This window comes from Streptomyces sp. NPDC093221 (assembly GCF_044753885.1).
GTDB lineage: Bacteria > Actinomycetota > Actinomycetes > Streptomycetales > Streptomycetaceae > Actinacidiphila.
Genome location: NZ_JBIVOA010000004.1, coordinates 397,302 through 422,872 on the forward strand (window position 1 = coordinate 397,302; position 25,571 = coordinate 422,872).

Genomic DNA, 25,571 nt, shown 5'->3' on the forward strand with positions numbered 1-25,571 from the left:
CACCGGGACGGGTCAGGGGAGGCAGCCACCGTGTTCTACCGACTGCTCAAGTACGTGGTCCTCGGGCCGCTGTTGCGGCTGATGTTCCGGCCCCGGATCGAGGGGATGGAGAACATCCCCGAGAGCGGCCGGGCGATCATCGCGGGCAATCACCTGTCGTTCACCGACCATTTCGTGATGCCCGCGATCCTGCCGCGCCGCATCACCTTCCTGGCCAAGGCCGAGTACTTCACCGGTCCCGGTCTGAAGGGGCGGCTGACGGCGGCGTTCTTCCGCAGCGTCGGACAGATCCCGGTCGACCGGTCGGGCGGCAAGGCGTCGCAGGCGGCCGTCACCGCGGCGATCGAGGTCCTGGAGCGCGACGAGCTGCTGGGCATCTACCCGGAGGGCACCCGCTCGCACGACGGGCGGCTGTACCGCGGCAGGACCGGCGTCGCGCTGATGGCGCTGCGCGCCCAGGCCCCCGTGATCCCCTGCGCGGTGCTCGGCACCTTCGAACTCCAGCCGCCGGGACGGAAGTTCCCGCGGATCGGCCGGGTCACCATCCGCTTCGGCGAGCCGCTGGACTTCAGCCGCTTCTTCGGCATGGAGGAAGAGCGGTACGTGGTGCGGTCGGTGACCGACGAGATCATGTACGCGATCATGGCGATGTCCGGGCAGGAGTACGTGGACCGGTACGCGGGCGAGGTGAAGGCCGAGCAGGCGGCGCTCGCGCAGGGCGGCACCGGGGGGCGGCTGCGCCGCAAGTCGTCCTGATCCGGGGCCTGTTCCCGCCCCGCCGGGGATTGCGCCGCGCCCCGCCGGGACCCCGCCACGCGCTGCCGGGGCTCCTTCTCGCGCTGCCGGGGCTGCGCCGAGGGCGAATCCGCGCAGGGCGAACCCCTCTGGTCCGCGCGGTGCCCGCCCGCATAGCGTCCTCACCATGACGGGAACCGCGTTCGTGATCGGCGCTTCTGGACAGATCGGGCGGCAGGCCGTACGCGCCCTGGCCGCGGACGGCTGGCAGGTGACGGCCGCCTCGCGCGGCGGCGGCTCGGACGAGGGGTGGCCGCCGGGCGTGCGTACGGTCCGGGTGGACCGCTCGGACAGCGCCGCGCTGGCCGCGGCGCTCGGCGACGGCTGCGACGTCCTGCTGGACTGTGTGGCCTACGACGGCGCCGACGCACGGCAGTTGCTGTCGCTGTCCGACCGGATCGGTTCCGCGGTGGTGATCTCCAGCGCGGCGGTGTACGAGGACGAGGCGGGCCGCAATTTCGACACGCAGGCGGAGCCGGACGGCTCCCCGCGCTTCCCGGTGCCGCTCCCGGAGACCTGCGCGACGGTCGCGCCGGGCCCCGCGACGTACGGCACCCGCAAGGTCGAGTTGGAGCGGACACTGCTGGAGGCGGGCGACCGGCTGCCGTCAACGCTGCTGCGCGCCGGGGCGATCCACGGCCCGCACAGTCCGCTGCCGCGTGAGATGTACTTCGTCAAACGCGCGCTGGACGGCCGTCCGGTGCGGGTGCTGGCGTACGGGGGCAGGAGCCGGTTCCATCCGGTGCACGCGTCGAACATCGCCGAGCTGGTCCGGCTGGCGGCGGCGAAGCCGGGCTCCCGTGCGCTCAACGCGGGTGATCCGCGGGTGCCGACCGTCGCGGAGATCTCCGCAGCGGTGGACCGGGCGCTGGGTGTGACCAGCGAGACCGTGCTGGTGGACGGGCCGCCGCCGGAGCCGACCGTGGGCGACACTCCGTGGGGCATGCCGTACCCGATGGTGCTGGACATGTCGGCGGCCGAGCGCGAACTGGGCTACCGCGCGGTCACCTCGTACGAGGAGTCGCTGCCGGGGACGGTGGCCTGGCTGGCGGCGGAGCTGGACAAGGCGGACTGGCGCGAGGTGTTCCCGCTGCCCGCGCGGCTGTCGGAGCACGGCGACTGGTTCGACTACGCGGCCGAGGACCGCTGGCTGGCCGGGCGCGGGGCGTGACGCCCGGTCCGCGCGGCGGCGTCAGCGGCCGTCCCGCCAGGGCCACTTGAAGCGGCGCATCACCCGGACGTGGCCGAAGACGGAGCGTCCGGTGATCCGTACGACCGGTCCGTCCACGCCGCTCTTGTCGCTGCGGCGGCCGTGCTGGGAGCGCTTGCCGAACAGCGCCGTGCCGACGTCGTAGACCTGCGCGTGGTCGGGGACGATGACCTCGACCTTGCCGAAGAAGGAGTCGGCCTGGATGACCACCTCGCGGCGGGTGAACACCGCCTGCCGCAGGTCGATCACGACGGCGCCGAAGCTGGCCCGTACGACGGTGTGCGGCGGCACCGGCCACTGGCCAGAGCGGCGGACCTTGCTGAACAGCGCCCGCACCGCCTCGTTGTCGGCGGGCGAGGCGAGCGGGGCGCCGGGCGCGGGGGCGGGCAGGTCGGCGGTGAGCGGCGCCAAGTCGCCGCGGGTCCTGGCGGCGTAGGCCGCCTCCATCCGCTCGGCGTGCTCCTCGGCGGTCAGCCGGCCCGCGGCGAATGCCTCCGCCAGCAGCGCCGCCGTACGGTCGCGCTCGTCGTCGGACGCCCGCATCCTCGGCTCGCCGGAACGCGCCTTCGGGGACAGCTCGGACACGGCACTACCTCCCAGGGAAACGGAACGCGACTCACGATATATCGCGTCTACCGCCGCCCGCAAGAAGCCGGCCGGAAGGCCGGACGAAGCCGTACGAAGTCCGGGATCAGCCCGTACGGATCGGCCCGACGGCCGCCGCGACCGCCCGAATTCACTCGCGCCGGAGCCCGTACACGCCCTACCGTCCTGGGCATGAGTGCTCGTCTGCGGAACATCGCCACGGAGAATCAGCGGATCGCGGCGGAGGGCGGGTACGACTCCCCGGCCGGACGGTACGTCCCGCTCGGCGAGGCCGTCGCGGCGGCGGCCGACGGGACCCGGATGTACGGCCCCGCGCCGGTCGCGGTCCCCGGCGAGGGAGCGTGGGGCGACGGGCCCGTGCGCTGCGAGGTGACGCCGGAGAGCAGCATGGAGGCGGCGGCCAGGCTGGTCGCGGCAGACGCCGCGGGCGGCGCGGTGGCCGTGCTCAACTTCGCCTCCGCACGCAACCCCGGCGGCGGTTACGTCAAGGGAGCGCAGGCGCAGGAGGAGGCGCTGTGCCGTTCCTCCGCGCTCTACACCTGTCTGCTGCGCGCACCCGAGTTCTACGCCCACCACCGGGCGGACACCGATGTCTTCTACAGCGACCGCGTCATCCACTCCCCCGCCGTGCCGGTCTTCCGCGACGACAGCGGCACGCTGCTCGACGTGCCGTACACCGTCGGCTTCCTCACCTCGCCCGCGCCGAACGCCGGGGTCATCGCGCGCACGACGCCCGACCGCGTGCCCCTCGTCGGAGCGGCCCTCGACGCGCGCGCCGAGCGGGTCCTGGAGGTGGCCGCCGTACACGGCTACCGGCGGCTGGTGCTGGGCGCCTGGGGCTGCGGGGTCTTCATGAACGACCCGGCGCGGGTCGCCGCCGCCTTCGCCCGGCTGCTGACCGGCGACGGCCGCTTCGTGGGCGCCTTCGACCAGGCCGTCTTCGCGGTCCTGGACCGGCGCGCGGACTCCCCCACCCGTGCGGCCTTCGCCGCCGCCTTCACCGACACCGCCGCGAAGCGGCCGTAGCCGTACCGCGGTTGTCGCCGCCCCGTGGCGGCGCGGCCGTCACGCCGGACGCGCGGCGGGCGGCCCACCGCACCGTGAAGGTGGGTGGACCGCCCGTACGCGGTCTCGCCGGTTCCTCGCCCTAGGACGCGGCGGGTACGGGTGCGGCGTGGGGTCCGCACACCACGTCGTGGGCGTCGACCGTGCCCGTCAACAGATAGCTCTCGACACGGGAGTTGATGCACGGGTTCACCAGGTTGGTGACGCCGTGCGAGCCCGCGTCCTTCTCGGTGATCAAGCGGGAGCCCGCCAGGCGGCGGTGGAGTTCGAGCGCTCCGGTGTAGGGGGTCGCCGCGTCCCTGGTGCTCTGCACGATCAGCACGGCGGGCAGCCCGTGGTGCGAGCGGACGTCCACCGGGCGCTGCTGCTTGACGCCCCAGGTGGCGCACGGCAGGTTCAGCCAGGCGTTCTCCCACGTCAGGAAGGGGTACTTGGCGTGCAGCGCGGTGTTGTCCCGGTCCCATGTGCGCCAATTCGTGGGCCACTTGGCGTCGGTGCACTCCACCGCGGTGTACACGGCGTTGCTGTTCTCGGCCGAGATGTTGCCCGCGGTGTCGGACAGGTCGGGCGCCGCCGCGTCGAGCAGCGCCTGGGTGTCACCCGCCTCGTAGCGGCTCCAGACGCCCGCGACCGTGGCCCACGTCGAGTCGTAGTAGGGCGCGTTCTGGAAGAAGCCGAGGAGTTCGTTCGGCCCGACGACGCCGCCGATCGGGTGGCTCTTGGCGGCGGCGCGCAGCGCGAGCCACTTCTGCTCGACCTTCGCGGGCGTGTCGCCGAGGTGGTAGACGGAGTCGTACGTCGCGACCCACGCCTCCCAGTCGTCCCAGCGGCCCTGGAAGGCCACGTCCTGGTCCAGGTTGTTCCGGTACCAGATCTGGTCCTGCGCCGGGTTGACGACGCTGTCCACGATCAACCGGCGCACGTGCGTCGGGAAGAGCGTCGCGTAGACCGCGCCGAGGTACGTGCCGTAGGAGACGCCCAGGTAGTTGAGCTTCTTCTCGTGCAGCGCGGCGCGGATGACGTCCAGGTCGCGTGCGGTGTTCTGCGTGGTCATCTGGGAGAGCGTCCGCGCGCCGGTGCGCTCCAGGCAGCCGTCGGCGTACTCGGCGGCGAGCTTGCGCTGTGCGAGCTTGTCAGCCTCGCTGTCCGGCACCGGGTCGGCCTTGGGGGCTTTCACGTACTCCTGCGGGTCCTCGCAGGAGATCGGGGCGGAGTGGCCGACGCCGCGCGGGTCGAAGCCCACGAAGTCGTACGCCTTCGCCGTCTTGACCCACAGCGCGGAGGAGGTGGTGACCCGGACCGGGAAGCGCAGTCCCGAACCGCCGGGACCGCCCGGGTTGTAGATCAGCGCGCCCTGCCGTTCGGCCGGGGTACCGGTGTTGCCCGCCCGGTCCACGGCCAGCTTGACGGTCGCGCCGAACGGCTTGCCGTAGTCGACGGGCACGGTCACATAGCCGCAGGTGATCGGCGACGGAATGTTCCAACTCGCCGGGCAGGCAGCCCAGTCGATGCCCTTGCGGGCGGCGTTCGCGGCGGCGATCACCACGCCGACGGACTCGGGTACGGTGACGGACCGCGCCGATCTCGACGGCTGGTCGTGCGACTGTGCGGTGGCCGCCGGGGCGGCTGCAATGGCGCCCGCGATCAGGGCGCCGGTGGAGACGAGCACGATCGTGCGTCTCAAGGCGGAAACTCCCCTCCTGGTCCGTGGCTTGTGGCCACGGTGGTCACAGATGCTGCGGAGCGAATCCTTTCCCCTGTGAGTCGCCTGTGAACAGGCCAGGCGGGTGATTCTTCATCAAAGTGTGATTCTGCGGACGAGTTGGGCGTGAGGTGGCTGCCGCCGCACGGGTGACGGCCGTTCCCCCGGGCCTGCGCTGGTCGCGCTGCGGGCGCCGCGCTGGGGCCTGTCCGGCGGATCATGGGCAGTCCAGGCGGCGCCTGGTGCTCCCCCGGGCGGAAGGCGCCGGGATGCCCTCATAGCGTGGCTATGCGGGTATTCCGGCAACGCGGCGGGCGGGCGTGCCAGGCACCGAAGGGGCCGTTCGTGATCCGCCGGACAGGCTCTAGTCGGCCGGGGCGCTCGCGGCCCGGACGGCCGCCAGACCGGCGTCCAGCAGACGGCGCAGGCGCAGGCCGTCCGCGGCCACCGCGGTGATCAACGCGGCGGGGCCCGCGAGCGGGGTGACGGCCGCCCGGCCTTCCGCGGGGTCGGCGGGCAGCGTGCGGGCGACGGCCGGGAGGTCGGCGAAGCCGGGTTCGATCAGCAGGAGTTGGCCGACGGCCCGGTAGCGGCCGAGGACGGCCGGTCCGTCCCAGCCGGTGGGGGCGCCGGGGCCGAAGCGGAGTTCCTGGTCCAGGAGCGGGCGGCCGTCGAGGTGGGCGGTCAGCCGGGTGCTGAGGCGGCCGGGGGGTTCCGCGTGGCGGCCGAGGATCTGTTCGTCCCGCAGCAGGAGGCGCGCGCCGGGGGCGAGGTCCACGCGGGTGGTCATCCGCAGGTCGCTGCGGTGGGCGGCGATCACCGGCTCGGGCAGCCAGCGCAGCGCGCCACCGGCCCGTACGGTCAGCCGCACGTCGTACGTCGCCCGGCCGCCGTCCCGCCCCGGCAGGGACACCGTGGCCGCGGCGGACCCCACCGCGAGCCGCGCGCCCTGTCCCACCTCCGCCTCGATCCGCAGGCGGTCGCCGCCGAGCGGCGCGCTCATCGCGCCGACCACCATCACTCCGGCCCCTTCGCCGTCGGCGCCGCCGACGACCCGGCTGCGCCGCAGCGCCAGCGGTCCGTCACCGGCCAGCACGGGCAGCGCCGTACCGCCGTGCCCGTCGGGGGCGGCGACGATCCGCGCCGTGGCGACGACGCCGTGCGCGGTGTCGCGGACCGCCACGTCGTTCACGCCGTCGTCGCGGGGACGGCGGCCCAGGCGGCGAGGCGGTCGCCCACCCAGGCGGCGACCGGGGCGACGCCGTCGGGGGCGGCGACGGAGGTGAGGACGACGGGCAGGTCGCCGCGCTGGGCGGCGGCGTCGCGGGACATGCGGGTGAGGTCGGCGCCGACGTAGGGGGCGAGGTCGGTCTTGTTGATCACGAGGAGGTCGGCGGTGGTGACGCCGGGGCCGCCCTTGCGGGGGATGTCGTCGCCGCCCGCCACGTCGATGACGAAGATCTGCGCGTCCACCAGTCCCTTGGAGAAGGTGGCGGTCAGATTGTCGCCGCCGGACTCGACGAGGATGAGGTCGAGCGGGCCGACCGCGTCCTCCAGGTCCTCGACGGCTTCGAGATTCGCGGAGATGTCGTCCCGGATCGCGGTGTGCGGGCACGCGCCGGTCTCCACGGCGGCGATCCGTTCGGCAGGCAGCACCGCGTTGCGCAGCAGGAATTCGGCGTCCTCGCGCGTGTAGATGTCATTGGTGACCACGGCGATCGACAGGTCGTCGCGCAGTCTGCGGCACAGCGCCGCGACGGTCGCGGTCTTGCCGGACCCGACCGGGCCGCCGAGCCCGATCCGCAGCGCGCGCCGCCTTCCGTCGGCGCGGACGGCAGGCGAGGAGTGCGCGTACCGCTCGGGGAAGGTCTCGGGGTGGTCGAGATGCATGGTCAACTCCGTTGGTGCGGACGGCGTTCGGAACCGGGCGGCGGATGAGGCTGCGGATCGGGAGGCGGATCGGGAGGCGGATCGGGAGGCGGATCGGGAGGCGGGTCAGGAGGCGAAGAGGCGTACGGGCCAGGCGGCGTGGTCCTGCGCGGCAAGGTCGAGCAGCGGCGCGGACGCGGCGGGCAGCACGTCCGGGCCTTCGGCGAGGGCGCGTTCGGCGGCGAGCGCCGCCGCGGCGGCCGCCTCGTCGACGCACGGTGCCAGCCGGGCGAGTACGGCCGCGGCGTGGAAGGGGTCGAGGCTCAGCAGCCGTACGGCGGCGGTCGCGGGCCCGCTGACGGACTCGTAGGCGGCGACGTGTGCCGCGTCCTGCGGGAGCAGGCCGGCGGCGCGGGCGGTGACGCCGAGGACGACGGGCTGGTGGGCGCCGCGCGGGCGGGCGGCGGCGAGCTGGTCGAGCGCGGGGGCGGGCCAGGCGGCGCGGGCGGCGCGCAGGAGCTGGCGGCCGAGCTTGCGGGAGGTGGTGCGCAGGGCGGGCGAGGGGGTGCGGGCGTCGGCCGCCGCGTCCAGGACGAGCGGGTCGAGGCCGAAGGTCGCCGCCGCGGCCAGTGCGGCGGCGACCAGTCCAGTGGTGTGCAGACGGCCCCGGCAGAAATCCGCCAGGGTCGCCGCGTCCCGCACCCGGCCGTCGGCGACCGCGGCCTCCGCGCCGCCGGAGTGCGCGTGGCCGCCGGCCGGGAAGCGGCCGTCGGCGAGCAGCAGCAGGGCCGCGCACGCGGCGGGTGTCGTGGTCGTAGGGGGCGGTGTCGTCGGGGGCGGTGTCGTCGGGGTCATGGCCTCAGAAGAGGAAGTACCGCTGGGCCATGGGCAGTTCCGGCGCGGGCGCGGGCTCCACGACCTCGCCGTCGATCCGTACGGTGAACGTGTCGGGTTCGACCTCGACTCTCGGCAGCGCGTCGTTCTCCCGCATGTCGGCCTTGGTCAGGGCGCGTGTACTGCGGATCGGCACGAACTCCTTGCCGAGGCCGAGGCGTTCGGGCAGGCCGTCCTCCAGCGCCGCCTCGTTGACGAAGTTGACGGAGTTGGCGGCGGGCGCGGCGCCGACCGCGCCGAACATCGGCCGGGGAAGCACGGGTTGCGGGGTGGGGATGGACGCGTTGGCGTCGCCCATCTGGGCGTAGGCGATCTGCCCGCCCTTGATGACGAGTTGCGGCTTGACCCCGAAGAACGCCGGTTCCCACAGCACCAGGTCGGCGAGCTTCCCGGCCTCGACGGAGCCGATCTCGTGGTCGAGGCCCTGCGCGACCGCGGGGTTGATGGTGTATTTGGCGACATAGCGGCGGGCGCGGTGGTTGTCGGCCGCGCCGTCGCCGGGGAGCGCGCCGCGCCGTCGCTTCATCACGTGCGCGGTCTGCCAGGTGCGCAGGGCGACTTCGCCGATCCGGCCCATGGCCTGTGAGTCGGAGCTGATGATGCTGATCGCGCCGAGGTCGTGCAGGACGTCCTCGGCGGCGATGGTCGACGGGCGGATCCGGGACTCGGCGAAGGCGAGGTCCTCGGGGACCGACGGGTTGAGGTGGTGGCAGACCATCAGCATGTCGAGGTGCTCCTCGACGGTGTTGACGGTGTGCGGCCGGGTCGGGTTGGTCGAGGACGGCAGCACGTGCGGCTGCGAGACCACGGTGATGATGTCGGGCGCGTGCCCGCCGCCCGCGCCTTCGGTGTGGTAGGCGTGGATGCCGCGGCCCGCGATGGCGGCCAGGGTGTCCTCGACGAATCCGGCCTCGTTCAACGTGTCGGTGTGGATGGCCAGTTGGGCGCCGGTCCGCTCACAGACCGTCAGGCAGGCGTCGATGGCGGCGGGGGTGGCGCCCCAGTCCTCGTGGATCTTGAACCCGACGGCTCCGGCGCGCAGTTGGTCGTACATGGACCGCTGGTTGACGGTGTTGCCCTTGCCGAGCAGCCCGACGTTGACCGGGTACGCCTCCAGGCCCGCGAACATCCGCGCCAGGTGCCAGCCGCCGGGCGTGACGGTGGTCGCCTTGGTGCCCTCGGCCGGTCCCGTGCCGCCGCCGATGACGGTGGTGACGCCCGCCGACAGGGCCTGCGGCAGCAGCGTCGGCGAGATGAAGTGGACGTGCGCGTCGATGGTGCCCGCGGTGAGGATCTTGCCGTTGCCCGCGATGATCTCGGTCTCGGGGCCGATGACGAGGTCGGGGTGGACGCCGTCCATCGTCTCGGGGTTGCCCGCCTTGCCCAGCGCGGTGATCCGGCCGTCGCGGATGCCGATGTCCGCCTTGACCACGCCCCAGTGGTCGAGGACGACGGCGCCGGTGATGACGGTGTCGGGCGCGCCCTCCGCGCGGCTGGTCCGGGCCTGGCCCATCGACTCGCGGATCACCTTGCCGCCGCCGAAGACGGCTTCGTCGCCCGCGAGTCCCGGCCCGCCCGCCAGGTCGCGTTCGACCTCGATCAGCAGGTCGGTGTCGGCCAGCCGGACCCGGTCCCCGGTGGTGGGGCCGTAGAGGTCGGCGTATACGGCCCGCGAGAGGTCAGCCATCGAGCGCCCCCGCGGTCTCGCCGCGCAGCCCGGCCACGACGCGCTGTCCGGCGATCGGCACGAGTTCGACCTCGGCGGGGATGCCGGGCTCGAAGCGTACGGCGGTGCCCGCGGCGATGTTCAGCCGCAGTCCGCGGGCGGCGGCGCGGTCGAACTCCAGACCGGGGTTTGCCTCGGCGAAGTGGTAGTGCGAGCCGACCTGGACGGGCCGGTCGGCCGCGTTGAGAACGGTGAGGCGGGTCATCGGACGGCCCGCGTTGAGCGGCACGGGCGCGTCCGCGCTGAGGATCTCTCCGGGGATCATGGCGCTCCTGCCCGTCAGACGATCGGCTGGTGGACGGTGACGAGCTTGGTGCCGTCGGGGAACGTGGCCTCGACCTGCACGTCGTGGATCATCTCGGGGATGCCGTCCATGACGTCGGCGCGGGTCAGCACGGTGCGCCCGGACTCCATCAGTTCCGAGACGCCGCGGCCGTCGCGGGCCCCTTCGAGCAGATGCGCGGTGATGAGCGCGACCGCCTCGGGGTGGTTGAGCCGCAGCCCGCGAGCGCGCCGCTTGGCCGCCACGTCCGCGGCGACATGGATGAGCAGGCGTTCCTGCTCGTGGGGGGTCAACTGCACAGCCACACCTCACAGTCGTCAGAACCCGCGAGATTAGTTCGACGCGGTTTCGACTGCGTTAACCCCTGTTACGGGCGGCGGTCGCTGTTATGGACGGCGGTCGCCGGTCTGGTGACCCCGGTGCTCGGCCGCGATGCCGAACCGTCGGCGTTCGCCCGTGGCGGACGTACGGGAGCCGACGGCGGAGACCGTACTGATCACCTGCTCCTCGGCCTGCTCGTCGAGATCACGCAGTCGTTGCAGGTCAGCGGCGGACACCAGGGCGACGAGGGGCTTGCCGTGGCGGGTCAGCACCACCTGTTCGCCGCCGTAGACCACGCGGTTGATCAGTTCCGCGAGCTCGGCACGCGCTTGTGTCACCGGGACGTCATGGGTCATGCTCCCCATCATAACGAGATGTACGTCCTGTACATTTTGACCTGTGGCCAGTTCCTGCGCTCAGATCCGCCCGGAGGTGCACGCCGTGTTCCGTCCCACCGCCCGCTACGTCCTGCCCGAGTTCACCGAACGCAGCAGCAACGGCGTCCGCACGATGGACCCGTACTCCAAGCTGCTCCAGGAGCGGATCATCTTCCTGGGCACCCAGGTCGACGACACCTCGGCGAACGACGTGATGGCCCAGCTCATCCACCTGGAGAACGCCGCCCCCGAGCAGGACATCAACCTCTACATCAACTCGCCCGGCGGCTCGTTCTCGGCGATGACCGCCATCTACGACACGATGCAGTTCGTCACCTGCGACGTGGCGACGGTCTGCATCGGGCAGGCCGCCTCGGCCGCGGCCGTGCTGCTGGCGGCGGGCGCGCCGGGCAAGCGCATGATCACTCCGGGCGCGCGGGTGCTGATCCACCAGCCGTCGCTCGGCGAGGTGGTCCAGGGGCCCATCTCGGACCTGGAGATCCAGGCCAACGAACTGCTGCGCACCCGCGAGCAGTTGGAGACGCTGCTGGCCCGGCACACCGGCCGGGACATCGAGCGGATCCGTACCGACATCGAGCGGGACAAGGTCCTCGACGGCGAAGAGGCCGTCGCCTACGGGCTGGTGGACAAGCTGACCACCAGCCGCAAGACCAACGGCCCCGCGTACGGCCTGCGGTGACCCGCGGTGGTCCCGGAACTGCCGCCGCTTCCGGCGCTCACCCGCTCCGAGGGTGAGCTGATCGACTCCTACCTGGAGGTCGTCGATCTGCTCGGCCGGATCAATCCGTCCCGCACCGCCGACACCTACAGCGCCCTGCGGGCCGCCCAGGCGCTGGTGGGCCGGGCGACCGCGCTGCGCGACGCGCTGACCGTGATGCACATGCGGGGCGAGACCGAACTGCACCACGCCACGCTGGCCCGCGCCCTGCGGGTGCTGGACGGCGAGCGGCGGTCGGGGCTGGTGGCGCTGGCGCCCGATCCGGCCGCGGGACCGCCGCCCGCGTGAGGCTGGTGCGGACAGCGCGGCCCGTGCGGTCCGTGCGGCCCGTTGGTGTGAGCCTCGTGCGGTCCGCCGACGGAGAGCTCGCGCGGCACGCCGACACAGACCAGGTGTGAGCGCGGTCACTCTGCGCGCTCGAAACCGTCGGCACTGCACCAAAGGGGCTCATCCCATCGGCGTATTCACCGCCGATTCATGCTCTCCGGCCGAATTGCGCGCACCGGCCAAAACCGCCCATCGTCCGTCACATATCCGCAGGTCAGATGATGCGACCGGAGGCGCGGACCGGGTGATTCGCCCCGGTGTCCACCCGAATAGGTGAGTCGTGACCTGACTCACACCGCGCGTTTCCCGCCCGGCTGTGGCCGGTTCTGTGCGTCACCATCCGTAGTGACGACAAGCCCCCGCCGCCGTGGCGGGGCGGTCCACGCGGACGCCCAGTCCCGCCGCCGCGTGGACGTCAGGTCGACATGAGTGCACCGGCGGGAGCGGAGGACCCAGGTACGACGGGTCGGTCACGGCACAGCGCCGGAGCCGTCCCTTGGGGTGAAGCCGCACCACGCGGCCGGGCATCTTCGCCAGCCCGAACCCGACAGGTCATCCTTCGGAGGCTGATGACGAAGGGTTGCGCATGTTCGCGCTCAAGTGCATCTCCGGACGGCTGTCCCGGCTCGGGACGGCCTCCGTGCTCACCGCCACAGCGGTCGCACTGCCCGCGCTGCTGCCGGGCACCGCCCAGCAGGCCGAGGCCGCGACGATGGGCGTGAAGGCCCTGAACGTGGCGGCGTCGAAGAAGGGCTCGCCCTACCAGTGGGGCGCCACCGGCCCGAACCGCTTCGACTGCTCGGGGCTGACGCTGTACTCGTTCAAGCGCGCGGGCAAGAAGCTGCCGCGTACCGCCGCCGCCCAGTACAACAGCACCCGGCACATCTCGTCGGGCGCCCGCCGCGTCGGTGACCTGGTGTTCTTCCACACCGGCCGGTCCATTTACCACGTCGGGATCTACGCCGGGAGCGGCCGGATCTGGCACGCCCCCAAGACCGGCGCCAGGGTCCGGCTGGAAAGGATCTGGACCAGCGCCGTCTGGTACGGGCGGGTGGCGTGACCCGGACGGCCGATTCCGGCCGCGCCGCGTATCGCGCCCGTACGGCGTATACGGTCCGTGGAGCGGTGGGCACTCGCCGCCGCGCGGCCCGGCCGTCGTCCGGCCCGAACAGCGGCCCGGAGCCGTAGGACAGTGCGGGCCGGCGGCTCGGGTGCGACGGGGCGACCCGCCGCACCCCCTTCAGCGGCGTGGACAGCCGGTCCGGCCGGGGGTACGGCTCCCCCGGCCGGATCGGGGACGGTCAGCCCGCCGGGAGCAGCACCGGCGCGAGCGGACGCGGCGCCGGAATCCCGCGCCACGGCACGTAGTACGGGTTGCGTACGCAGCCGGCCAGGTCCTCGTCCTTGGTCGCCTTGTCGACGGGACAGGCGCCGACGATGAAGCGCCGGGCGAGGCCGCCGGGGAAGGCGACCTCGTGCTGGTCGGCCCACTTGTGGGTGTCACCGATCGTGGCGTTGACGTCGATGCCGCCGGGCGCGTCCACGTAGTAGTTGAAGCCGGGCTTCCACTGCTTGTAGAGGTCGTGGTCGTAGCTGGTGCTCACGAACGGCGACGGCTGGTTCTTCAGCACGTACGCCGCGAGGTCGTACTGCCCGTCCTGCGCGGCCTTGGGCTGGAAGCCCTCCTGGAAGACCACGGCGGGGGCGCGGCCGTCCGAGCGGAACAGCTCCCCGCACGTGCGCCGGTAGGACGGCTCGGGGGTGATGCGCTCGACGTCGACGCTGCGGTCGGCGGCGGCGAACAGCGGGTCGTGGACCACCGGGCACCAGCCGTCGTCGCCCGCGGGGGCGGGACGGGGCACGAGGGACGTGGAGGGCGCGGACAGGGCGGTGGGCGCCGCGGGGGACAGGGGTCCGGAGGCGACGGCCGACGCGGTCTCCGACGTGGCCGCGGTCTGCGCGGCGAGTACGGCGGTCAGGGTCAGCGCGCCGGTCGTGAGAAGCGACCGGACTCGGTTCTTGATCATGACGCACAGACTCGCGGGACCGGCCCCGCGATCGGCCGCATGTCACCCGATCGTAGGCGCGTCCGGCCGCGTACGGGACGGCTGAGAGGATGGTCGGATGAGCTCGCCGACCACCGCGGCGCACCGCGCCGGGCCCTCCCTGCGGTCCCTGCTGGACGCCGCCGCGCGAGGCGACTTCCCGCCCGCCGACGGGACCGTCACCTTCGTCGCCCAGCCGTCGGCCCGCGACGCCGGAGTCATCGCCTTCACCGCCCACACCGTGGTCTTCGCCGACATCGCCGACGCGTCGGGTACGGCAGGTACGGCCGAATGCCCGGCGTCCGAAGACACCGGTGCCGGTCTCCGTGCCCTGCTCCCGCCCGACGACCTGTCCGCTCCGCTCAACCCGCCCTTCCTGAGCGCTCTTTGCGCCCGCACCGGCCGTGTGGTCAACAACCTCGACCTGCTGACCCTGGCCGCCCCGCTGCCGGGCCCGCCCCCGCTCCCCCTCACCGAGACCACCGACCGATCCCATCCGCGGATCGTGCGGGCGCTCCAGCACCGCGACGACGTGCGGGCCTGGACCGCGCCCGGCGGCACCGTCCTCATCGGCCGCGGTGTGGCGGGCCGTTGGGAGACCGCCGTCGAGGTGGACCCGGACGCCCGCGGCAAGGGCCTCGGCCGCCTTCTCGCCCTCGCGGCCCGTCATCTCGTCCCGGACGGCGCGCCGTTGTGGGCCCAGATCGCCCCGGGCAACGCGGCCAGCGTGCGGGCCTTCCTCGCCGCCGGTTTCGCACCGGTCGGAGCAGAGGCGCTGCTGGCGCCGCCGAGGCGCCCGTGAACAGCGCCCGTCGCTCAGGCCACCGGGACCGCCCAGGGGATCGTGATCCAGACCGTCTTGCCGCCCTCGTCGGTCGGCGTGATCCGCAGCCTGCCGCCGGACTCCGCCGCCAGATGCCGAATGATCACCATCCCGCGCCCGTTGTCCTGCTGGACCGCCGCGGGCAGCCGCTGGGGCCAGCGCGGGTGGCTGTCGGTCACGCCGATCAGCAACTGCTCCTGCCGTTCGAGACGCACGTCCACGGTGAAGGTCGGCGACATTCCCGAGGTGTGCAGCACCGCGTTGGTGGCCAGCTCGGAGACGATCAGGCGCACGGCGTCGACCGAGGGGGCGTCCGACGGCAGCCCCCATTCGGCGAGTCGGGCGCAGACATAGCGCCGGGCCGCCGGTACCGAGGCAGGGTCGCTCGGCAGAGTGACGGAAGCTTCCTGCAGATCTGCCATGGCGACATCGTTCCTTTCCCATCCCACCGCGGACCGGGGTATCGGCGCGGGCTCTCCGGGCCACGCCCGGAAGTGGCTGGTTCGCGCCAGACTGCCACTAATCGTGCCGCCGTTTCGGACGGTCCACCGCGCAATGCATATATCTGTCGCTCAAATCGGTGAACTCTGCTACGTGGATACGCATTTGGTCGGCACACTGTCGTAATGACCGCCCGACTACCGGCATCCCTCACTTCAGGAGGTGCGAGAGGCCATGGAACGGGTCCCCGCCGTACGACGACGCAAGCTCGGCGGCGAACTGCGCCGACTCCGCGACCTGTCCGGAATGACCAGCGAGCAGGTCGCCGAGGCGGCCGGCTGGCACCAGTCGAAAGTCAGCCGTATCGAGACCGGCCGCAGCAGCGTCAGCGCCGAGGACGTCGATGTGCTGCTCGATGTCTACGAGGTGCGCGACCGCGATCTGCGCGACCTGCTGGGCACGCTGGCAGGTCAGGGCAGACAGCGCGGCTGGTGGCAGGACTTCCGCGACGTACTGCCCGTGGAGTACCGCGACTTCATCAGCCTGGAGGCGGGTGCCAGCCGGGCCCGCTCGATGGAGAACAGCGTGGTGCCCGGCCTGCTCCAGACCCCCGCCTACGCCCGGGCGCTCACCCGCGACGTCATGCCGCATCTGACCCGGAGCGAGGCCGGCGCACTGGTCGACGTGCGGATCGCCCGGCAGGCGGTGCTGCGCCAGGACGAGCCGCTGGAACTGTGGGCCGTGCTGGACGAGGCCGTGCTGCGCCGCGTGGTCGGCGGCCCCGCGGTCATGTCCGATCAGTTGCGGTCACTGGAACGCGCCGCCGCGCTGCCGCAGATCCGGCTCCAGGTGCTGCCCTTCGGTGCCGGAGGCCACATAGGAGTTACGGGTTCGTTCGTTATCTTCTCATTTCCGCGCATCGCTGATCTCGACGTGGTTGTTATCGATCATTTGACGAGTAGTCTCTACGTCGATCGAAAAGAAGACATCACCGCTTACGGCGCCGCTTTCACCCGATTGAGCAACATTGCCCTTCCTCGCGACGAGTCCGTCGCGTTGATCAGTAAGATCGCCGGGGAGATGTCGCGATTCGCAGGCGCATAAAGGAGGCCACCATGGCGGCACAGTCCGGGTACGTTTCCTCGAGCGCGTCGATTTCCGGCGTGACATGGCGGAGGAGCAGTCACAGCACCGCCGCGAACAACTGCGTGGAGACCGCGAGACTGGCGTCGGGGCTGCTCGCCGTCCGCGATTCCAAGGACCAGGAGGGGCCCGCGCTGCTCTTCCCACCGGGTGCCTGGTCGCACTTCGTCGGGGCGCTGCGCCGGGACGACCTCGGCCCCGCGTAGGACCGGTTCGGTTCCTGCGGCGGACGGACGGCGGCGGGCCGCGCCCTCAACCGCGCGGCGCCGTACGGACGATGACGTCCACCGCGCCCGCGACCTGCGCGTCCGTCAGGTCGCAGCGCGCGGTCAGCCGCAGCCGGGACACCCCGTCGGGGACGGACGGCGGCCGGAAGCAGCCGACGGCCAGACCCGCGGCCCGGCACCGGGCCGCCCACTCGACGGCCGCCTCGGGCGAGGGCGCGCGCACCGACACCACACAGGCGTCGGGCGCGGTCGCGTCCAACTCCGCGGCGGTCAGCATCCGGTGGAAGGCGCGGGCCACGTGCAACGCGCGGTCGGCGCGCTCCGGCTCGCGCCGCAGCAGCCGCAGCGCGCCGAGGGCGGCGCCCGCCGCGGCCGGGGCGAGACCGGTGTCGAAGATGAAGGTGCGGGCGGCGTTGACCAGGTGCTCGATGACGGCCGCGGGGCCGAGCACCACACCGCCCTGCGCGCCGAACGCCTTCGACAGCGTCGCCGTGCCCACCACGTCGGGGGCCCCGGCGAGTCCGGCCGCCGCGAGCGCGCCGCGCCCGCCCTCGCCCAGCACGCCGAAGCCGTGCGCGTCGTCGACGAGCAGCGCGGCACCGTACTCGCGGCAGGCCGCGGCGAGCGCGGGCAGCGGCGCCGCGTCGCCGTCCACCGAGAACACCGAGTCGCTGACGACGACGGAGGGCGCTCCCCCGGACCGGGACGCGTCGGCGTCCCGCCGGGCCCGCGCGCCGAGCGCCTTGCGTACGGCCTCGGGGTCGGCGTGCGGCACCACTTCGGTGGTGGCGCGCGACAGGCGGCAGCCGTCGATCAGTGAGGCGTGGTTGGCGGCGTCGGAGACCAGCAGGGTGTCGGGGCCGGTCAGCGCGGTGACGGCGGCGAGGTTGGCGGCGTAGCCGGAGGCGAGGACCAGGGCCGCCTCGAAGCCGGTGAAGTCGGCGATCTCCGCTTCGAGTTCCGCGTGCAGCGCGGTGCTGCCGGTGACCAGCCGGGAGCCGGTGGCGCCCGCGCCCCAGCGCAGGCAGGCGTCGGCGCCCGCCTGCGTGACCTCGGGGTGCCGGGTCAGGCCGAGGTAGTCGTTGCCCGCGAGGTCGAGCAGCTCCCAGTCCGCCGGGCGGGGGCGCAACTCCCGCCGGAGCCCGGCCTCGCGCCTGATCCTGGCCTGTTCCGCGATCCAGCCGAAGGGACCTGACGGGTCGGCGGTGTCGCTCCCGGCGGAGGCGTGCGGGTCGGCGGGGTCGGTGCTCTTCACGGGTGTCCCTGGGGTCGGCGGGTCGATGGATCGGGTGGATCGGTGCGCGAGCCGGTCGGGCGGATCGGCGGCTTTTCGGTTCAGCGGTTCTTCGGCTCAGCGTTTCAGTGGCACTTCGGTTCAGCGGCACTTCTGGTCGGGCCGCGCGCCCCCTCACACGGACGTCATCAGCAACGTACTGGCCCGCACACATGCACAGGGTGTGGTGATGCACACACCAGTAGCCACCCGAGTTGTGCGGTCCGCCATTGGCCGCGGGTGCCGTCGTGCGCGAGGATCGCCCCTATGGATCTGCTGACCACTCTCGTGGACAAGGGGCTGCGGCGCGAGCTGCCCACCAGGGACGAGGCGCTTGCCGTCCTCGCGACCTCCGACGACGAACTGCTCGACGTGGTGGCCGCCGCGGGCAAGGTGCGCCGCCAGTGGTTCGGACGCCGGGTCAAGCTGAACTACCTGGTCAACCTCAAGTCCGGGCTGTGCCCCGAGGACTGCTCGTACTGTTCGCAGCGGCTCGGCTCGAAGGCCGAGATCCTCAAGTACACCTGGCTCAAGCCCGACGAGGCCGCCGCGGCGGCGCGCGCCGGGGTGGCGGGCGGCGCCAAGCGGGTGTGCCTGGTGGCGAGCGGGCGCGGTCCCACCGACCGCGACGTGGACCGGGTCTCGGCGACCATCGCGGCCATCAAGGACCAGAACGAGGACGTCGAGGTGTGCGCCTGCCTCGGCCTGCTCTCCGGCGGCCAGGCCGAGCGGCTGCGGACGGCGGGCGCGGACGCGTACAACCACAACCTCAACACCTCCGAGAACACCTACGGCGACATCACCACGACGCACACCTACGCCGACCGCGTGGACACCGTGCGGCAGGCGCAGGCCGCCGGGCTGTCCGCGTGCTCGGGGCTGATCGCGGGCATGGGCGAGAGCGACGCGGACCTGGTGGACGTGGTGTTCTCGCTGCGCGCGCTCGACCCGGACTCGGTGCCGGTGAACTTCCTGATCCCGTTCGAGGGCACGCCGCTGGCCAAGGAGTGGAATCTCACCCCGCAGCGCTGCCTGCGCATCCTGGCGATGACGCGGTTCGTCTGCCCGGACGTCGAGGTACGGCTCGCGGGCGGCCGTGAGGTGCACCTGCGCACGATGCAGCCGCTCGCCCTGCACCTGGTCAACTCGATCTTCCTGGGCGACTATCTGACCAGCGAGGGCCAGGCGGGCCAGGCCGACCTCGACATGATCGCCGACGCGGGCTTCGAGGTGGAGGGCGCGGGGACGTCCACGCTGCCCGCGCACCGCGCCGACGTCGCGGAGGCGGCGACCGGCTGCGGTTCCCACGCTTCCGGCTCCGTGTGCGGCTCGCACGAAGGCGGCTGCGGCCCCTGCGGCCACGCCGAGGACGCGGCACCCGCCGCGAGCGCGGCGCCCGTGCGGACCGAGACGGTGCGGACGGAACCGGTACGCGCCGAGGGCCCGCGCCCCGATCTGGTGGCGGTACGGCGACGCGGCGCGGGGACGGACCTGCCGCCCAATGCCTGAGCCCTGCCCCTCGTCCGACGCGCCGCTCGACCCGGACACGCTGCTGGCGCTGGACCGGGAGCACGTCTGGCATCCGTACGGCCCGATGCCCGGCCGTCAGGAGCCGCTTGTCGTCGCGTCCGCCTCCGGCGTACGGCTGCGGCTCGCGGCGCCCGCCGAGGGCCGTACCGAACTGGTCGACGGCATGTCGTCGTGGTGGTCGGCGATCCACGGCTACCGGCACCCCGTGCTGGACGACGCGGCGCACGCCCAGCTCGACCGGATGAGTCATGTGATGTTCGGCGGGCTCACGCACGAGCCCGCCGTACGTCTCGCGGCCAAGCTGGTGGAGATCACGCCGGAGCCGCTGCGGCATGTCTTCCTCGCCGACTCGGGTTCCGTGTCGGTCGAGGTCGCGATCAAGATGTGCCTCCAGTACTGGCGTTCGCTGGGCAGGCCGGGCAAGCAGCGGCTGCTGACCTGGCGCGGCGGCTACCACGGGGACACCTGGCAGCCGATGTCGGTGTGCGATCCGGACGGCGGCATGCACGAGCTGTGGTCGGGCGTGCTGCCCCGGCAGATCTTCGCCGACGCCCCGCCGCCCGGCTTCGACGCGGCGCCCGACGCCGTGTACACCGCGCATCTGCGGGAGTTGATCGGACGGCACGCCGACGAGCTGGCCGCCGTCATCGTCGAGCCGGTGGTGCAGGGCGCGGGCGGCATGTCCTTCCACTCCCCCGAGTACCTGCGGGTGCTGCGGGAGGCGTGCGACGAACACGACGTCCTGCTGGTCTTCGACGAGATCGCCACCGGTTTCGGCCGCACCGGCACGCTCTTCGCGGCCGAGCACGCCGGGGTCTGCCCCGATGTGATGTGCGTCGGCAAGGCGTTGACCGGCGGCTATCTCACGATGGCGGCGGCGCTGTGCACCGGCGAGGTCGCCGAGGGCATCTCGCGCGGCGAGGTGCCGGTGCTGGCGCACGGCCCGACCTTCATGGGCAATCCGCTGGCCGCCGCCGTCGCCTGCGCCTCCGTCGACCTGCTGCTCGACCACGACTGGGCGTTGGAGGTCAAGCGCATCGAGTCCGGGCTGCGCGAGGGCCTGGACGGGGTCGCCGCGCTGCCCGGTGTCCGCGATGTGCGGGTGCTCGGCGCGATCGGCGTCGTCCAGCTCGACCACCCGGTCGACATGGCGGCGGCCACCGCCGCCGCGGTGCGCGCCGGGGTGTGGCTGCGGCCCTTCCGCGACCTCGTCTACACGATGCCGCCCTATGTGACGGGCGACGACGACGTGGCGCGGATCTGCGCGGCGGTACGGGACGCGGCCGTCGCGGGCTGACCGGACCGCGTCCTTGGCGGCAGGCGCACGGCATCCGACATATCGCGCGCCGTACGGCGTACGTCGTACGAGCTGACCGCGCTCGTCACCAATTGGGCGCAATGAGCGGTCCCGGCACGGGTACGAGGCGCGCCGGGACCGTACGCTCCGGGCACACGCGCGGCGCCCGGAGCGGCACGGCGACATGACATGGCACGGCAACGAGGAACGGAGCGACACCATGGCCATCGTGGTCATCACCGGAACGGGTACCGAGGTCGGCAAGACGGTGGCCACCGCCGCCGTGGCCGCCGCGTCGCTCGCGCAGGGGCTGAGCGTGGCCGTGCTCAAGCCCGCCCAGACGGGCGTGGCGGACGGCGAGCAGGGGGACGCCGCGGAGGTGGCCAGGCTCGCGGGTCCGGTGACGGCGGCCGAACTGGCCCGCTACCCCGAGCCGTTGGCGCCCGCGACGGCGGCCCGCCGCGCCGGGCTGCGGCCGGTGGGCCCCGAGGACATCGCCGAGGCGGCGGCCAAACTGTCCGCGGTGCACGACGTCGTGCTGGTCGAGGGCGCGGGCGGGCTGCTGGTCCGCTACGACGAGCAGGGCTCGACCCTCGCCGACGCGGCGGCGCTGCTGCGGGCGCGTGTGCTGCTGGTCGCCCCGGCCGGGCTCGGCACCCTCAACAGCACGGCGCTGACCGTCGAAGCGCTCAGCGCCCGCAAGGTCGACTGCATCGGTGTGATCATCGGAAGCTGGCGGGCCGAGCCGGAGCTGGCCGAGCGCTGCAACATCGCGGACCTGCCCGAGGTCGCGCAGGCGCCGCTGCTCGGCGCGCTGCCGGAAGCCGCCGGCGCCCTGTCCCCCGCCGCCTTCCGCACCGCCGCCCCCGACTGGCTGGCCCCGCAGCTCGGCGGCACCTGGGACGCGGCGGCCTTCGCGGAGGTCTTCGCCCCGGCGCCGTACAAGGCGTAGCCGCGCGGGGCATCGCCGGACAGGGCGCAGCCGTACGTACGGGCGACCGCGAGCGGGCGCAGCCGTACGTACGGGCGACCGCGAGCGCGCCGCTACCCGACCTGTCCGGCCGGGCCCAGCTCCGCCTCCGTCGTCCAGGTGCGCAGCTCGTCGGCTATCCGGTCCAGCGGCGCCGAGCCGTCCTTCACCAGCCGGGCCAGGTCACGTACCTGTTCCGGCGTCATGGAGGGCTTGAGGCGGCTGGCGACGAGGTAGGCGTAGGCCACGGCTGAGGCGAACAGCGCGTTCGTCTCCTCCAGCGCCGGGACGTGCACGAGCAACTGGAGCATGGCGGCGGCGCGGGTGTGGGTGTCGGTGTAGACGGGCGTGCCGAAGATCTCCGCGTCGTGCCTGCTGACGGCCGCGACGAGCGCGCCCCAGTCGGTCACCTGCGGGTCGCCCGGCGTGTAGTGCTCGGCGACCATCAGCAGCCATGCGAGGTCGATACGGAGGGTCAACGCGCGCCTTCACCCCGGGCGGCCGCCCGGGTGCCGAACTCCTCGGCGAAGACCTCTTCGTAACGCTTCATGAAGTCGGCGGCGGCCTCGACGAATGCCTTGCCGTTCTCGCCCTCGTCCTGCTGGACGAGTTCCTCGATATAGCGGTTCACACTGATACCGCGCTGCGACGCGCGCTGCCGGGCCGTCTCGGCCGTGGCTTCGTCCACCCGAACGTTCAACTGGGTCTTCGACATGCGTCCACGCTAGCGCCGTGGCGCTAGTAGCGGCAAGGGCGCCTTCCGCGGCAACGCCGGGAACCTCCCGCGCCCCCCGGGGACGGATCGGGGCCTTCGACCGTTGGCAGGGCATGAACGACATTCATCTCGCATGCCGGAATTCCCCACCCGGAAATCGGTGCGGTGATTGGCTGCGGTGATGAGCGATCTTCACCTTCGGACCGCCACCCCCTCCGACGCCCTGCCCGTCCTCGCCTTCTGGCGGGTCGCGGCCGAGGGCACCAGCATCAGCGACGACCGGGCGGGAGTGGAACGACTGATCGCCCGCGACCCCGGCGCCCTGCTCCTCGCCGAGCGGGACGGCGACCTCGTCGGTACGGTCATCGCCGGTTTCGACGGCTGGCGCTGCCACCTCTACCGCCTCGCCGTCCACCCGGACGCCCGGCGTCAGGGCGTAGCGACCGCGCTGCTCGACGCCGCCGAACGCCGCTTCACCGCACTCGGCGGCAGGCGCGGCGACGCGATGGTGCTCGAACGCAACGAGCGGGCGCAGCACGCCTGGAGAGCGGCCGGGTACACCCGCGAGTCCCGCTGGCGCCGGTGGACCAAACCGCTCACCTCATGACGGTCCACCGAGCGACGACCGGGCCGGCCCCGGACCGCCAATACCGAGCGGTCGGCCCGGTCGTGGCCGATCATGGGACCGAGGTGACCGGATGACTGAAACACTTCTGCTGTTGGTGGCCGTACTGCTCACCCTCGCCTGCGGCGTCTTCGTCGCGGCCGAATTCTCCCTGACCACGATCGAGCGCGGTGAGCTGGAGCGCGCGACGCGGGACGGCGAGCGCGGCGCCGCGGCGGCGCTGGCGGCCGTCCGCACACTGACCGTGCAGCTCTCCGGCGCGCAGCTCGGCATTACCGTGACGGGGCTGGTCATCGGCATGCTCGCCAAGAGCTCGATCGCGGAGCTGCTGCGCGGGCCGCTGCGGGCCGCGGGGTTGCCGGACTCGGCGTCGTCCTCCGTCGCCCTGGTGCTGGGCACCGCCCTGTCCACGGTGGCGCTGATGGTGGTCGGCGAGCTGGTGCCGAAGAACTGGGCGATCTCCACTCCGCTGCCGGTCGCCAAGGCCGTGGCGGCGCCGCAGCGCGCCTTCACCGCCGCCTTCCACCCGCTGATCCACCACCTCAACAACACCGCGAACCGGGTGCTGCGCGCGATGGGCCTCGAACCCGCGGAGGAGCTGGCGTCGGCGCGCGGCCCGCAGGAGCTGGCCGCGCTGGCCCGGCACTCCGCCAAGGAGGGTGTGCTGGAGGCGGACACCGCCGAGCTGTTCGTCCGTACCCTCAACCTCGCCGAGCTCACCGCGGAGAACGTGATGACGCCGCGCGTCCAGGTCACCGCGCTCGAAGCGCAGGCCACCGCCGAGGACGTGGCGAACGCGACCCGCGCGACCGGCCTGTCCCGCTTCCCCGTCTACCGCGGCAGCCTGGACTCGGTGATCGGCACCGCCCACATCAAGGACGTCCTCGCGGTCCCCGCCGACCGGCGCCCGCGCGTGCCGGTCACCGAGCTGCTGCGCGAACCGCTGCTGGTGCCGGAGACGCTGACGGTCGACCGGCTGCTCGACCGGCTGGGCGGACGGCGCTCGATGGCCGTGGTGATCGACGAGTACGGGGGCACGGCGGGCGTGGTGACCATGGAGGACATCGTGGAGGAGGTCGTGGGCGAGGTCCGCGACGAGCACGACCCGCACGAGCTTCCCGACCTGCTCTTCCTGCGGGAGGCGCCGGACGGGCGGCGGATCTACGACGCGGACGGCGCGACCCGTACCGAGGACCAGTTGGAGCGGATCGGGCTGCACGCCCCCGACGGGCCGTACGAGACGCTGGCCGGTCTGGTGGCCCAGCGCCTCGGCCGTATCCCGGCGCGCGGCGACGCCTTCGAGCTGGACGGCTGGCGGATCGAGGTCACCGACGCGAGCGGGCACCGGGCGTCGCGGGCCCGGCTGATCTCCCCCGCGCGGGCGGCCCGGCCCCCCGCCGCCGCGGACAGGGCGGCGGGCGGCACGCCCGGCGCCACGGCGGGCACCACGCCCGGCAACACCGCGGGCACGGCCGAGCGGAGACGTGACCGATGACCGTCGTCCAGTTGCTCATCGGCGCGCTCACCCTCGTGGTGAACGCGTTCTTCGTCGGCGCCGAATTCGCCATGATCTCGGTACGCCGCGGCCAGGTGGAAACCCTCGCCGAGAGCGGCGACCGCCGCGCCCGCAGCGTGGTGTGGGGTCTGGAACACCTCTCGCCGCTGCTGGCCGCGGCGCAGCTCGGCATCACCGTGTGCACGCTGGTGCTCGGTATCGTCGCCGAGCCCGCCATCGCGCACCTGCTGGAGCCGGTGTTCCACGCCGTGCACGTGCCGGAGGGCGCGATCCACGTCATCGCGTTCGTGATCGCGCTGGCCGTGGCCACGTATCTGCACATGCTGTTCGGCGAGATGGTGCCGAAGAACATCGCGCTGGCCGATCCGGTGCGGTCCGCGCTGGTCCTCGGCCCCCCGCTGGTGGGGCTGACCAGGGCGCTGCGGCCGGTGATCTTCGCGATCAACGCGTTCGCCAACACGCTGCTGCGGCTGCTGCGGGTGGAGCCGCGCTCCGAGGTGGCGGCCGTCTTCTCCGACGACGAGCTGTCCCGGATGGTGGTGGACGCCGGGGCGGCGGGGCTGCTCGACGAGCGGGCCGCCGAGCGGCTGCGGGACGCCCTGGAGCTGGGCAGGCGGCCGATCGGCGAGATCGTGGTGCCGCCCGAGCGGGTGGTACGCGCGCCGCTGGGCATCACGCCCGAGGGCCTGGAAGCGCTCGCCGCCGACTCCGGTTACTCCCGCTTCCCGGTCGCCGACCCCGACGGCCGGGTCCTGGGCTACCTGCACGTCAAGGACGCGCTGGACGCCGATCCGCGGGACGCGCCCTTCCGGCGCACCGCCCTGCGGCACATCACCCGCGTCGGCGCCGCCACCCCGCTGGACGACGTCCTCACCGCGATGCGGGCGGGCAGCGCCCACCTGGCGGCAGTCGTGGACGACGCGGGGCGCGGCATCGGGCTGGTGACGATGGAGGACGTGCTCAAGGAGCTGGTCGGTCCCGGACGCCCCTGACCGGCCGGGGCGACCGGTACGGGTCCCGACCTCGTTGCCGCTGCGCCTGAGCGGTCGCAT

Annotated in this window: 29 protein-coding genes and 1 riboswitch; of the genes, 15 read left to right on the plus strand and 14 right to left on the minus strand. The window is 73.1% G+C overall.

Features of this window, described 5'->3' with window-relative positions; translation table 11 throughout:
- Nucleotides 1–30: 30 nt before the first annotated feature.
- A complete protein-coding gene (locus ACIQCJ_RS18705) occupies nucleotides 31–756 on the plus strand; it encodes a lysophospholipid acyltransferase family protein (protein ID WP_355341148.1) in 726 nt (241 codons plus the stop codon).
- Between the two features lie 166 nt (nucleotides 757–922).
- The gene (locus ACIQCJ_RS18710) at nucleotides 923–1,966 is read left to right on the plus strand and encodes an NAD-dependent epimerase/dehydratase family protein (RefSeq protein WP_402711944.1); all 1,044 of its coding nucleotides are present in this window, start codon (nucleotides 923–925) and stop codon (nucleotides 1,964–1,966) included.
- Between the two features lie 21 nt (nucleotides 1,967–1,987).
- Here the strand turns inward: ACIQCJ_RS18710 and ACIQCJ_RS18715 are convergent, their stop codons facing one another.
- Complete coding sequence (locus ACIQCJ_RS18715; protein WP_355341153.1) at nucleotides 1,988–2,590, minus strand: DUF1707 domain-containing protein; 603 nt, start codon at nucleotides 2,588–2,590, stop codon at nucleotides 1,988–1,990.
- 192 nt (nucleotides 2,591–2,782) lie between these two features.
- Here ACIQCJ_RS18715 and ACIQCJ_RS18720 point away from each other — a divergent pair, with 192 nt between their 5' ends.
- A complete protein-coding gene (locus tag ACIQCJ_RS18720) occupies nucleotides 2,783–3,637 on the plus strand; it encodes a TIGR02452 family protein (protein WP_402711945.1) in 855 nt (284 codons plus the stop codon).
- Nucleotides 3,638–3,758: 121 nt separating this feature from the next.
- On the opposite strand, the gene ACIQCJ_RS18725 is transcribed toward ACIQCJ_RS18720, so the two are convergent.
- The 8 genes from ACIQCJ_RS18725 to ACIQCJ_RS18760 form a co-directional block, all read right to left on the minus strand.
- The gene (locus ACIQCJ_RS18725) at nucleotides 3,759–5,360 is read right to left on the minus strand and encodes an alpha/beta hydrolase (protein ID WP_355341159.1); all 1,602 of its coding nucleotides are present in this window, start codon (nucleotides 5,358–5,360) and stop codon (nucleotides 3,759–3,761) included.
- Between the two features lie 382 nt (nucleotides 5,361–5,742).
- Nucleotides 5,743–6,570 carry an urease accessory protein UreD gene (locus ACIQCJ_RS18730; protein WP_402711946.1) on the minus strand — a complete coding sequence of 276 codons (828 nt, stop codon included), beginning with the start codon at nucleotides 6,568–6,570 and terminating at the stop codon, nucleotides 5,743–5,745.
- A complete protein-coding gene (gene ureG / locus ACIQCJ_RS18735; protein ID WP_188282479.1) occupies nucleotides 6,567–7,268 on the minus strand; it encodes an urease accessory protein UreG in 702 nt (233 codons plus the stop codon). Before ureG ends, ACIQCJ_RS18730 begins: the two co-directional genes overlap by 4 nt.
- A 105-nt stretch (nucleotides 7,269–7,373) precedes the next feature.
- Nucleotides 7,374–8,102, minus strand: a complete 729-nt coding sequence (locus tag ACIQCJ_RS18740) for an urease accessory protein UreF (protein WP_402711947.1) — start codon at nucleotides 8,100–8,102, stop codon at nucleotides 7,374–7,376.
- Between the two features lie 4 nt (nucleotides 8,103–8,106).
- Complete coding sequence (locus ACIQCJ_RS18745) at nucleotides 8,107–9,828, minus strand: urease subunit alpha (protein WP_402711949.1); 1,722 nt, start codon at nucleotides 9,826–9,828, stop codon at nucleotides 8,107–8,109.
- Nucleotides 9,821–10,132 (minus strand): urease subunit beta, encoded by a 312-nt coding sequence (locus ACIQCJ_RS18750; RefSeq protein WP_402711950.1) that lies wholly within the window; start codon nucleotides 10,130–10,132, stop codon nucleotides 9,821–9,823. Before ACIQCJ_RS18750 ends, ACIQCJ_RS18745 begins: the two co-directional genes overlap by 8 nt.
- A gap of 14 nt (nucleotides 10,133–10,146) precedes the next feature.
- The gene (locus ACIQCJ_RS18755) at nucleotides 10,147–10,449 is read right to left on the minus strand and encodes an urease subunit gamma (RefSeq protein WP_355341177.1); all 303 of its coding nucleotides are present in this window, start codon (nucleotides 10,447–10,449) and stop codon (nucleotides 10,147–10,149) included.
- Nucleotides 10,450–10,536: 87 nt separating this feature from the next.
- On the minus strand, nucleotides 10,537–10,827 hold the full coding sequence (locus tag ACIQCJ_RS18760) for a type II toxin-antitoxin system Phd/YefM family antitoxin (protein ID WP_188285531.1): 291 nt from the start codon (nucleotides 10,825–10,827) through the stop codon (nucleotides 10,537–10,539).
- Between the two features lie 85 nt (nucleotides 10,828–10,912).
- Between ACIQCJ_RS18760 and ACIQCJ_RS18765 the strand changes: the two genes are divergently transcribed.
- The 3 genes from ACIQCJ_RS18765 (at nucleotide 10,913) to ACIQCJ_RS18775 (ending at nucleotide 12,974) form a co-directional block, all read left to right on the plus strand.
- Nucleotides 10,913–11,548 carry an ATP-dependent Clp protease proteolytic subunit gene (locus tag ACIQCJ_RS18765; protein WP_188285535.1) on the plus strand — a complete coding sequence of 212 codons (636 nt, stop codon included), beginning with the start codon at nucleotides 10,913–10,915 and terminating at the stop codon, nucleotides 11,546–11,548.
- Nucleotides 11,549–11,554: 6 nt separating this feature from the next.
- Nucleotides 11,555–11,875, plus strand: coding sequence for a hypothetical protein (locus ACIQCJ_RS18770; RefSeq protein WP_188285530.1), 321 nt, complete (start codon nucleotides 11,555–11,557; stop codon nucleotides 11,873–11,875).
- Nucleotides 11,876–12,368: 493 nt separating this feature from the next.
- Nucleotides 12,369–12,497, plus strand: a riboswitch (cyclic di-AMP (ydaO/yuaA leader).
- A 3-nt stretch (nucleotides 12,498–12,500) separates the two neighbouring features.
- On the plus strand, nucleotides 12,501–12,974 hold the full coding sequence (locus ACIQCJ_RS18775; protein WP_355341181.1) for a C40 family peptidase: 474 nt from the start codon (nucleotides 12,501–12,503) through the stop codon (nucleotides 12,972–12,974).
- A gap of 241 nt (nucleotides 12,975–13,215) precedes the next feature.
- Here the strand turns inward: ACIQCJ_RS18775 and ACIQCJ_RS18780 are convergent, their stop codons facing one another.
- Nucleotides 13,216–13,941, minus strand: a complete 726-nt coding sequence (locus ACIQCJ_RS18780) for an ADP-ribosyltransferase (RefSeq protein ID WP_391045140.1) — start codon at nucleotides 13,939–13,941, stop codon at nucleotides 13,216–13,218.
- Between the two features lie 97 nt (nucleotides 13,942–14,038).
- Here ACIQCJ_RS18780 and ACIQCJ_RS18785 point away from each other — a divergent pair, with 97 nt between their 5' ends.
- Nucleotides 14,039–14,761, plus strand: coding sequence for a GNAT family N-acetyltransferase (locus ACIQCJ_RS18785; RefSeq protein ID WP_402711951.1), 723 nt, complete (start codon nucleotides 14,039–14,041; stop codon nucleotides 14,759–14,761).
- A gap of 14 nt (nucleotides 14,762–14,775) precedes the next feature.
- Here the strand turns inward: ACIQCJ_RS18785 and ACIQCJ_RS18790 are convergent, their stop codons facing one another.
- Nucleotides 14,776–15,204, minus strand: coding sequence for an ATP-binding protein (locus tag ACIQCJ_RS18790; RefSeq protein WP_355341190.1), 429 nt, complete (start codon nucleotides 15,202–15,204; stop codon nucleotides 14,776–14,778).
- 253 nt (nucleotides 15,205–15,457) lie between these two features.
- Between ACIQCJ_RS18790 and ACIQCJ_RS18795 the strand changes: the two genes are divergently transcribed.
- Both ACIQCJ_RS18795 and ACIQCJ_RS18800 read left to right on the plus strand, forming a co-directional pair.
- Nucleotides 15,458–16,327: a helix-turn-helix transcriptional regulator gene (locus ACIQCJ_RS18795; protein ID WP_355341193.1), complete on the plus strand. Its 870-nt coding sequence runs from the start codon at nucleotides 15,458–15,460 to the stop codon at nucleotides 16,325–16,327.
- A gap of 11 nt (nucleotides 16,328–16,338) precedes the next feature.
- Nucleotides 16,339–16,572, plus strand: a complete 234-nt coding sequence (locus ACIQCJ_RS18800; RefSeq protein WP_355341196.1) for a DUF397 domain-containing protein — start codon at nucleotides 16,339–16,341, stop codon at nucleotides 16,570–16,572.
- Between the two features lie 46 nt (nucleotides 16,573–16,618).
- Here the strand turns inward: ACIQCJ_RS18800 and ACIQCJ_RS18805 are convergent, their stop codons facing one another.
- Nucleotides 16,619–17,848 (minus strand): 8-amino-7-oxononanoate synthase, encoded by a 1,230-nt coding sequence (locus ACIQCJ_RS18805; RefSeq protein ID WP_402711952.1) that lies wholly within the window; start codon nucleotides 17,846–17,848, stop codon nucleotides 16,619–16,621.
- A gap of 285 nt (nucleotides 17,849–18,133) precedes the next feature.
- Between ACIQCJ_RS18805 and bioB the strand changes: the two genes are divergently transcribed.
- The 3 genes from bioB to bioD all read left to right on the plus strand — a co-directional run bounded on the left by bioB (nucleotide 18,134) and on the right by bioD (nucleotide 21,645).
- Entirely contained in the window at nucleotides 18,134–19,375 is a 1,242-nt protein-coding gene (bioB, locus tag ACIQCJ_RS18810) for a biotin synthase BioB (protein WP_402711953.1), read from the plus strand.
- Nucleotides 19,368–20,693 carry an adenosylmethionine--8-amino-7-oxononanoate transaminase gene (locus ACIQCJ_RS18815; RefSeq protein ID WP_402711954.1) on the plus strand — a complete coding sequence of 442 codons (1,326 nt, stop codon included), beginning with the start codon at nucleotides 19,368–19,370 and terminating at the stop codon, nucleotides 20,691–20,693. The genes bioB and ACIQCJ_RS18815 overlap by 8 nt, the downstream gene beginning before the upstream one ends.
- Before the next feature lie 220 nt (nucleotides 20,694–20,913).
- Complete coding sequence (gene bioD, locus ACIQCJ_RS18820) at nucleotides 20,914–21,645, plus strand: dethiobiotin synthase (RefSeq protein ID WP_355341205.1); 732 nt, start codon at nucleotides 20,914–20,916, stop codon at nucleotides 21,643–21,645.
- Nucleotides 21,646–21,737: 92 nt separating this feature from the next.
- Here bioD and ACIQCJ_RS18825 read toward each other — a convergent pair whose 3' ends face one another.
- On the minus strand, nucleotides 21,738–22,142 hold the full coding sequence (locus ACIQCJ_RS18825; RefSeq protein WP_355341208.1) for a fic family toxin-antitoxin system, toxin component: 405 nt from the start codon (nucleotides 22,140–22,142) through the stop codon (nucleotides 21,738–21,740).
- Nucleotides 22,139–22,378 carry an antitoxin gene (locus ACIQCJ_RS18830; protein ID WP_355341211.1) on the minus strand — a complete coding sequence of 80 codons (240 nt, stop codon included), beginning with the start codon at nucleotides 22,376–22,378 and terminating at the stop codon, nucleotides 22,139–22,141. Before ACIQCJ_RS18830 ends, ACIQCJ_RS18825 begins: the two co-directional genes overlap by 4 nt.
- Nucleotides 22,379–22,559: 181 nt before the next feature.
- On the opposite strand from ACIQCJ_RS18830, the gene ACIQCJ_RS18835 reads away from it, so the two are divergent.
- The 3 genes from ACIQCJ_RS18835 to ACIQCJ_RS18845 all read left to right on the plus strand — a co-directional run bounded on the left by ACIQCJ_RS18835 (nucleotide 22,560) and on the right by ACIQCJ_RS18845 (nucleotide 25,511).
- Nucleotides 22,560–22,985 carry a GNAT family N-acetyltransferase gene (locus ACIQCJ_RS18835; RefSeq protein ID WP_355341214.1) on the plus strand — a complete coding sequence of 142 codons (426 nt, stop codon included), beginning with the start codon at nucleotides 22,560–22,562 and terminating at the stop codon, nucleotides 22,983–22,985.
- 91 nt (nucleotides 22,986–23,076) lie between these two features.
- Nucleotides 23,077–24,498, plus strand: a complete 1,422-nt coding sequence (locus ACIQCJ_RS18840; protein WP_402711955.1) for a hemolysin family protein — start codon at nucleotides 23,077–23,079, stop codon at nucleotides 24,496–24,498.
- Entirely contained in the window at nucleotides 24,495–25,511 is a 1,017-nt protein-coding gene (locus tag ACIQCJ_RS18845; protein ID WP_355341220.1) for a hemolysin family protein, read from the plus strand. Before ACIQCJ_RS18840 ends, ACIQCJ_RS18845 begins: the two co-directional genes overlap by 4 nt.
- The last annotated feature ends 60 nt before the right edge of the window (nucleotides 25,512–25,571 follow it).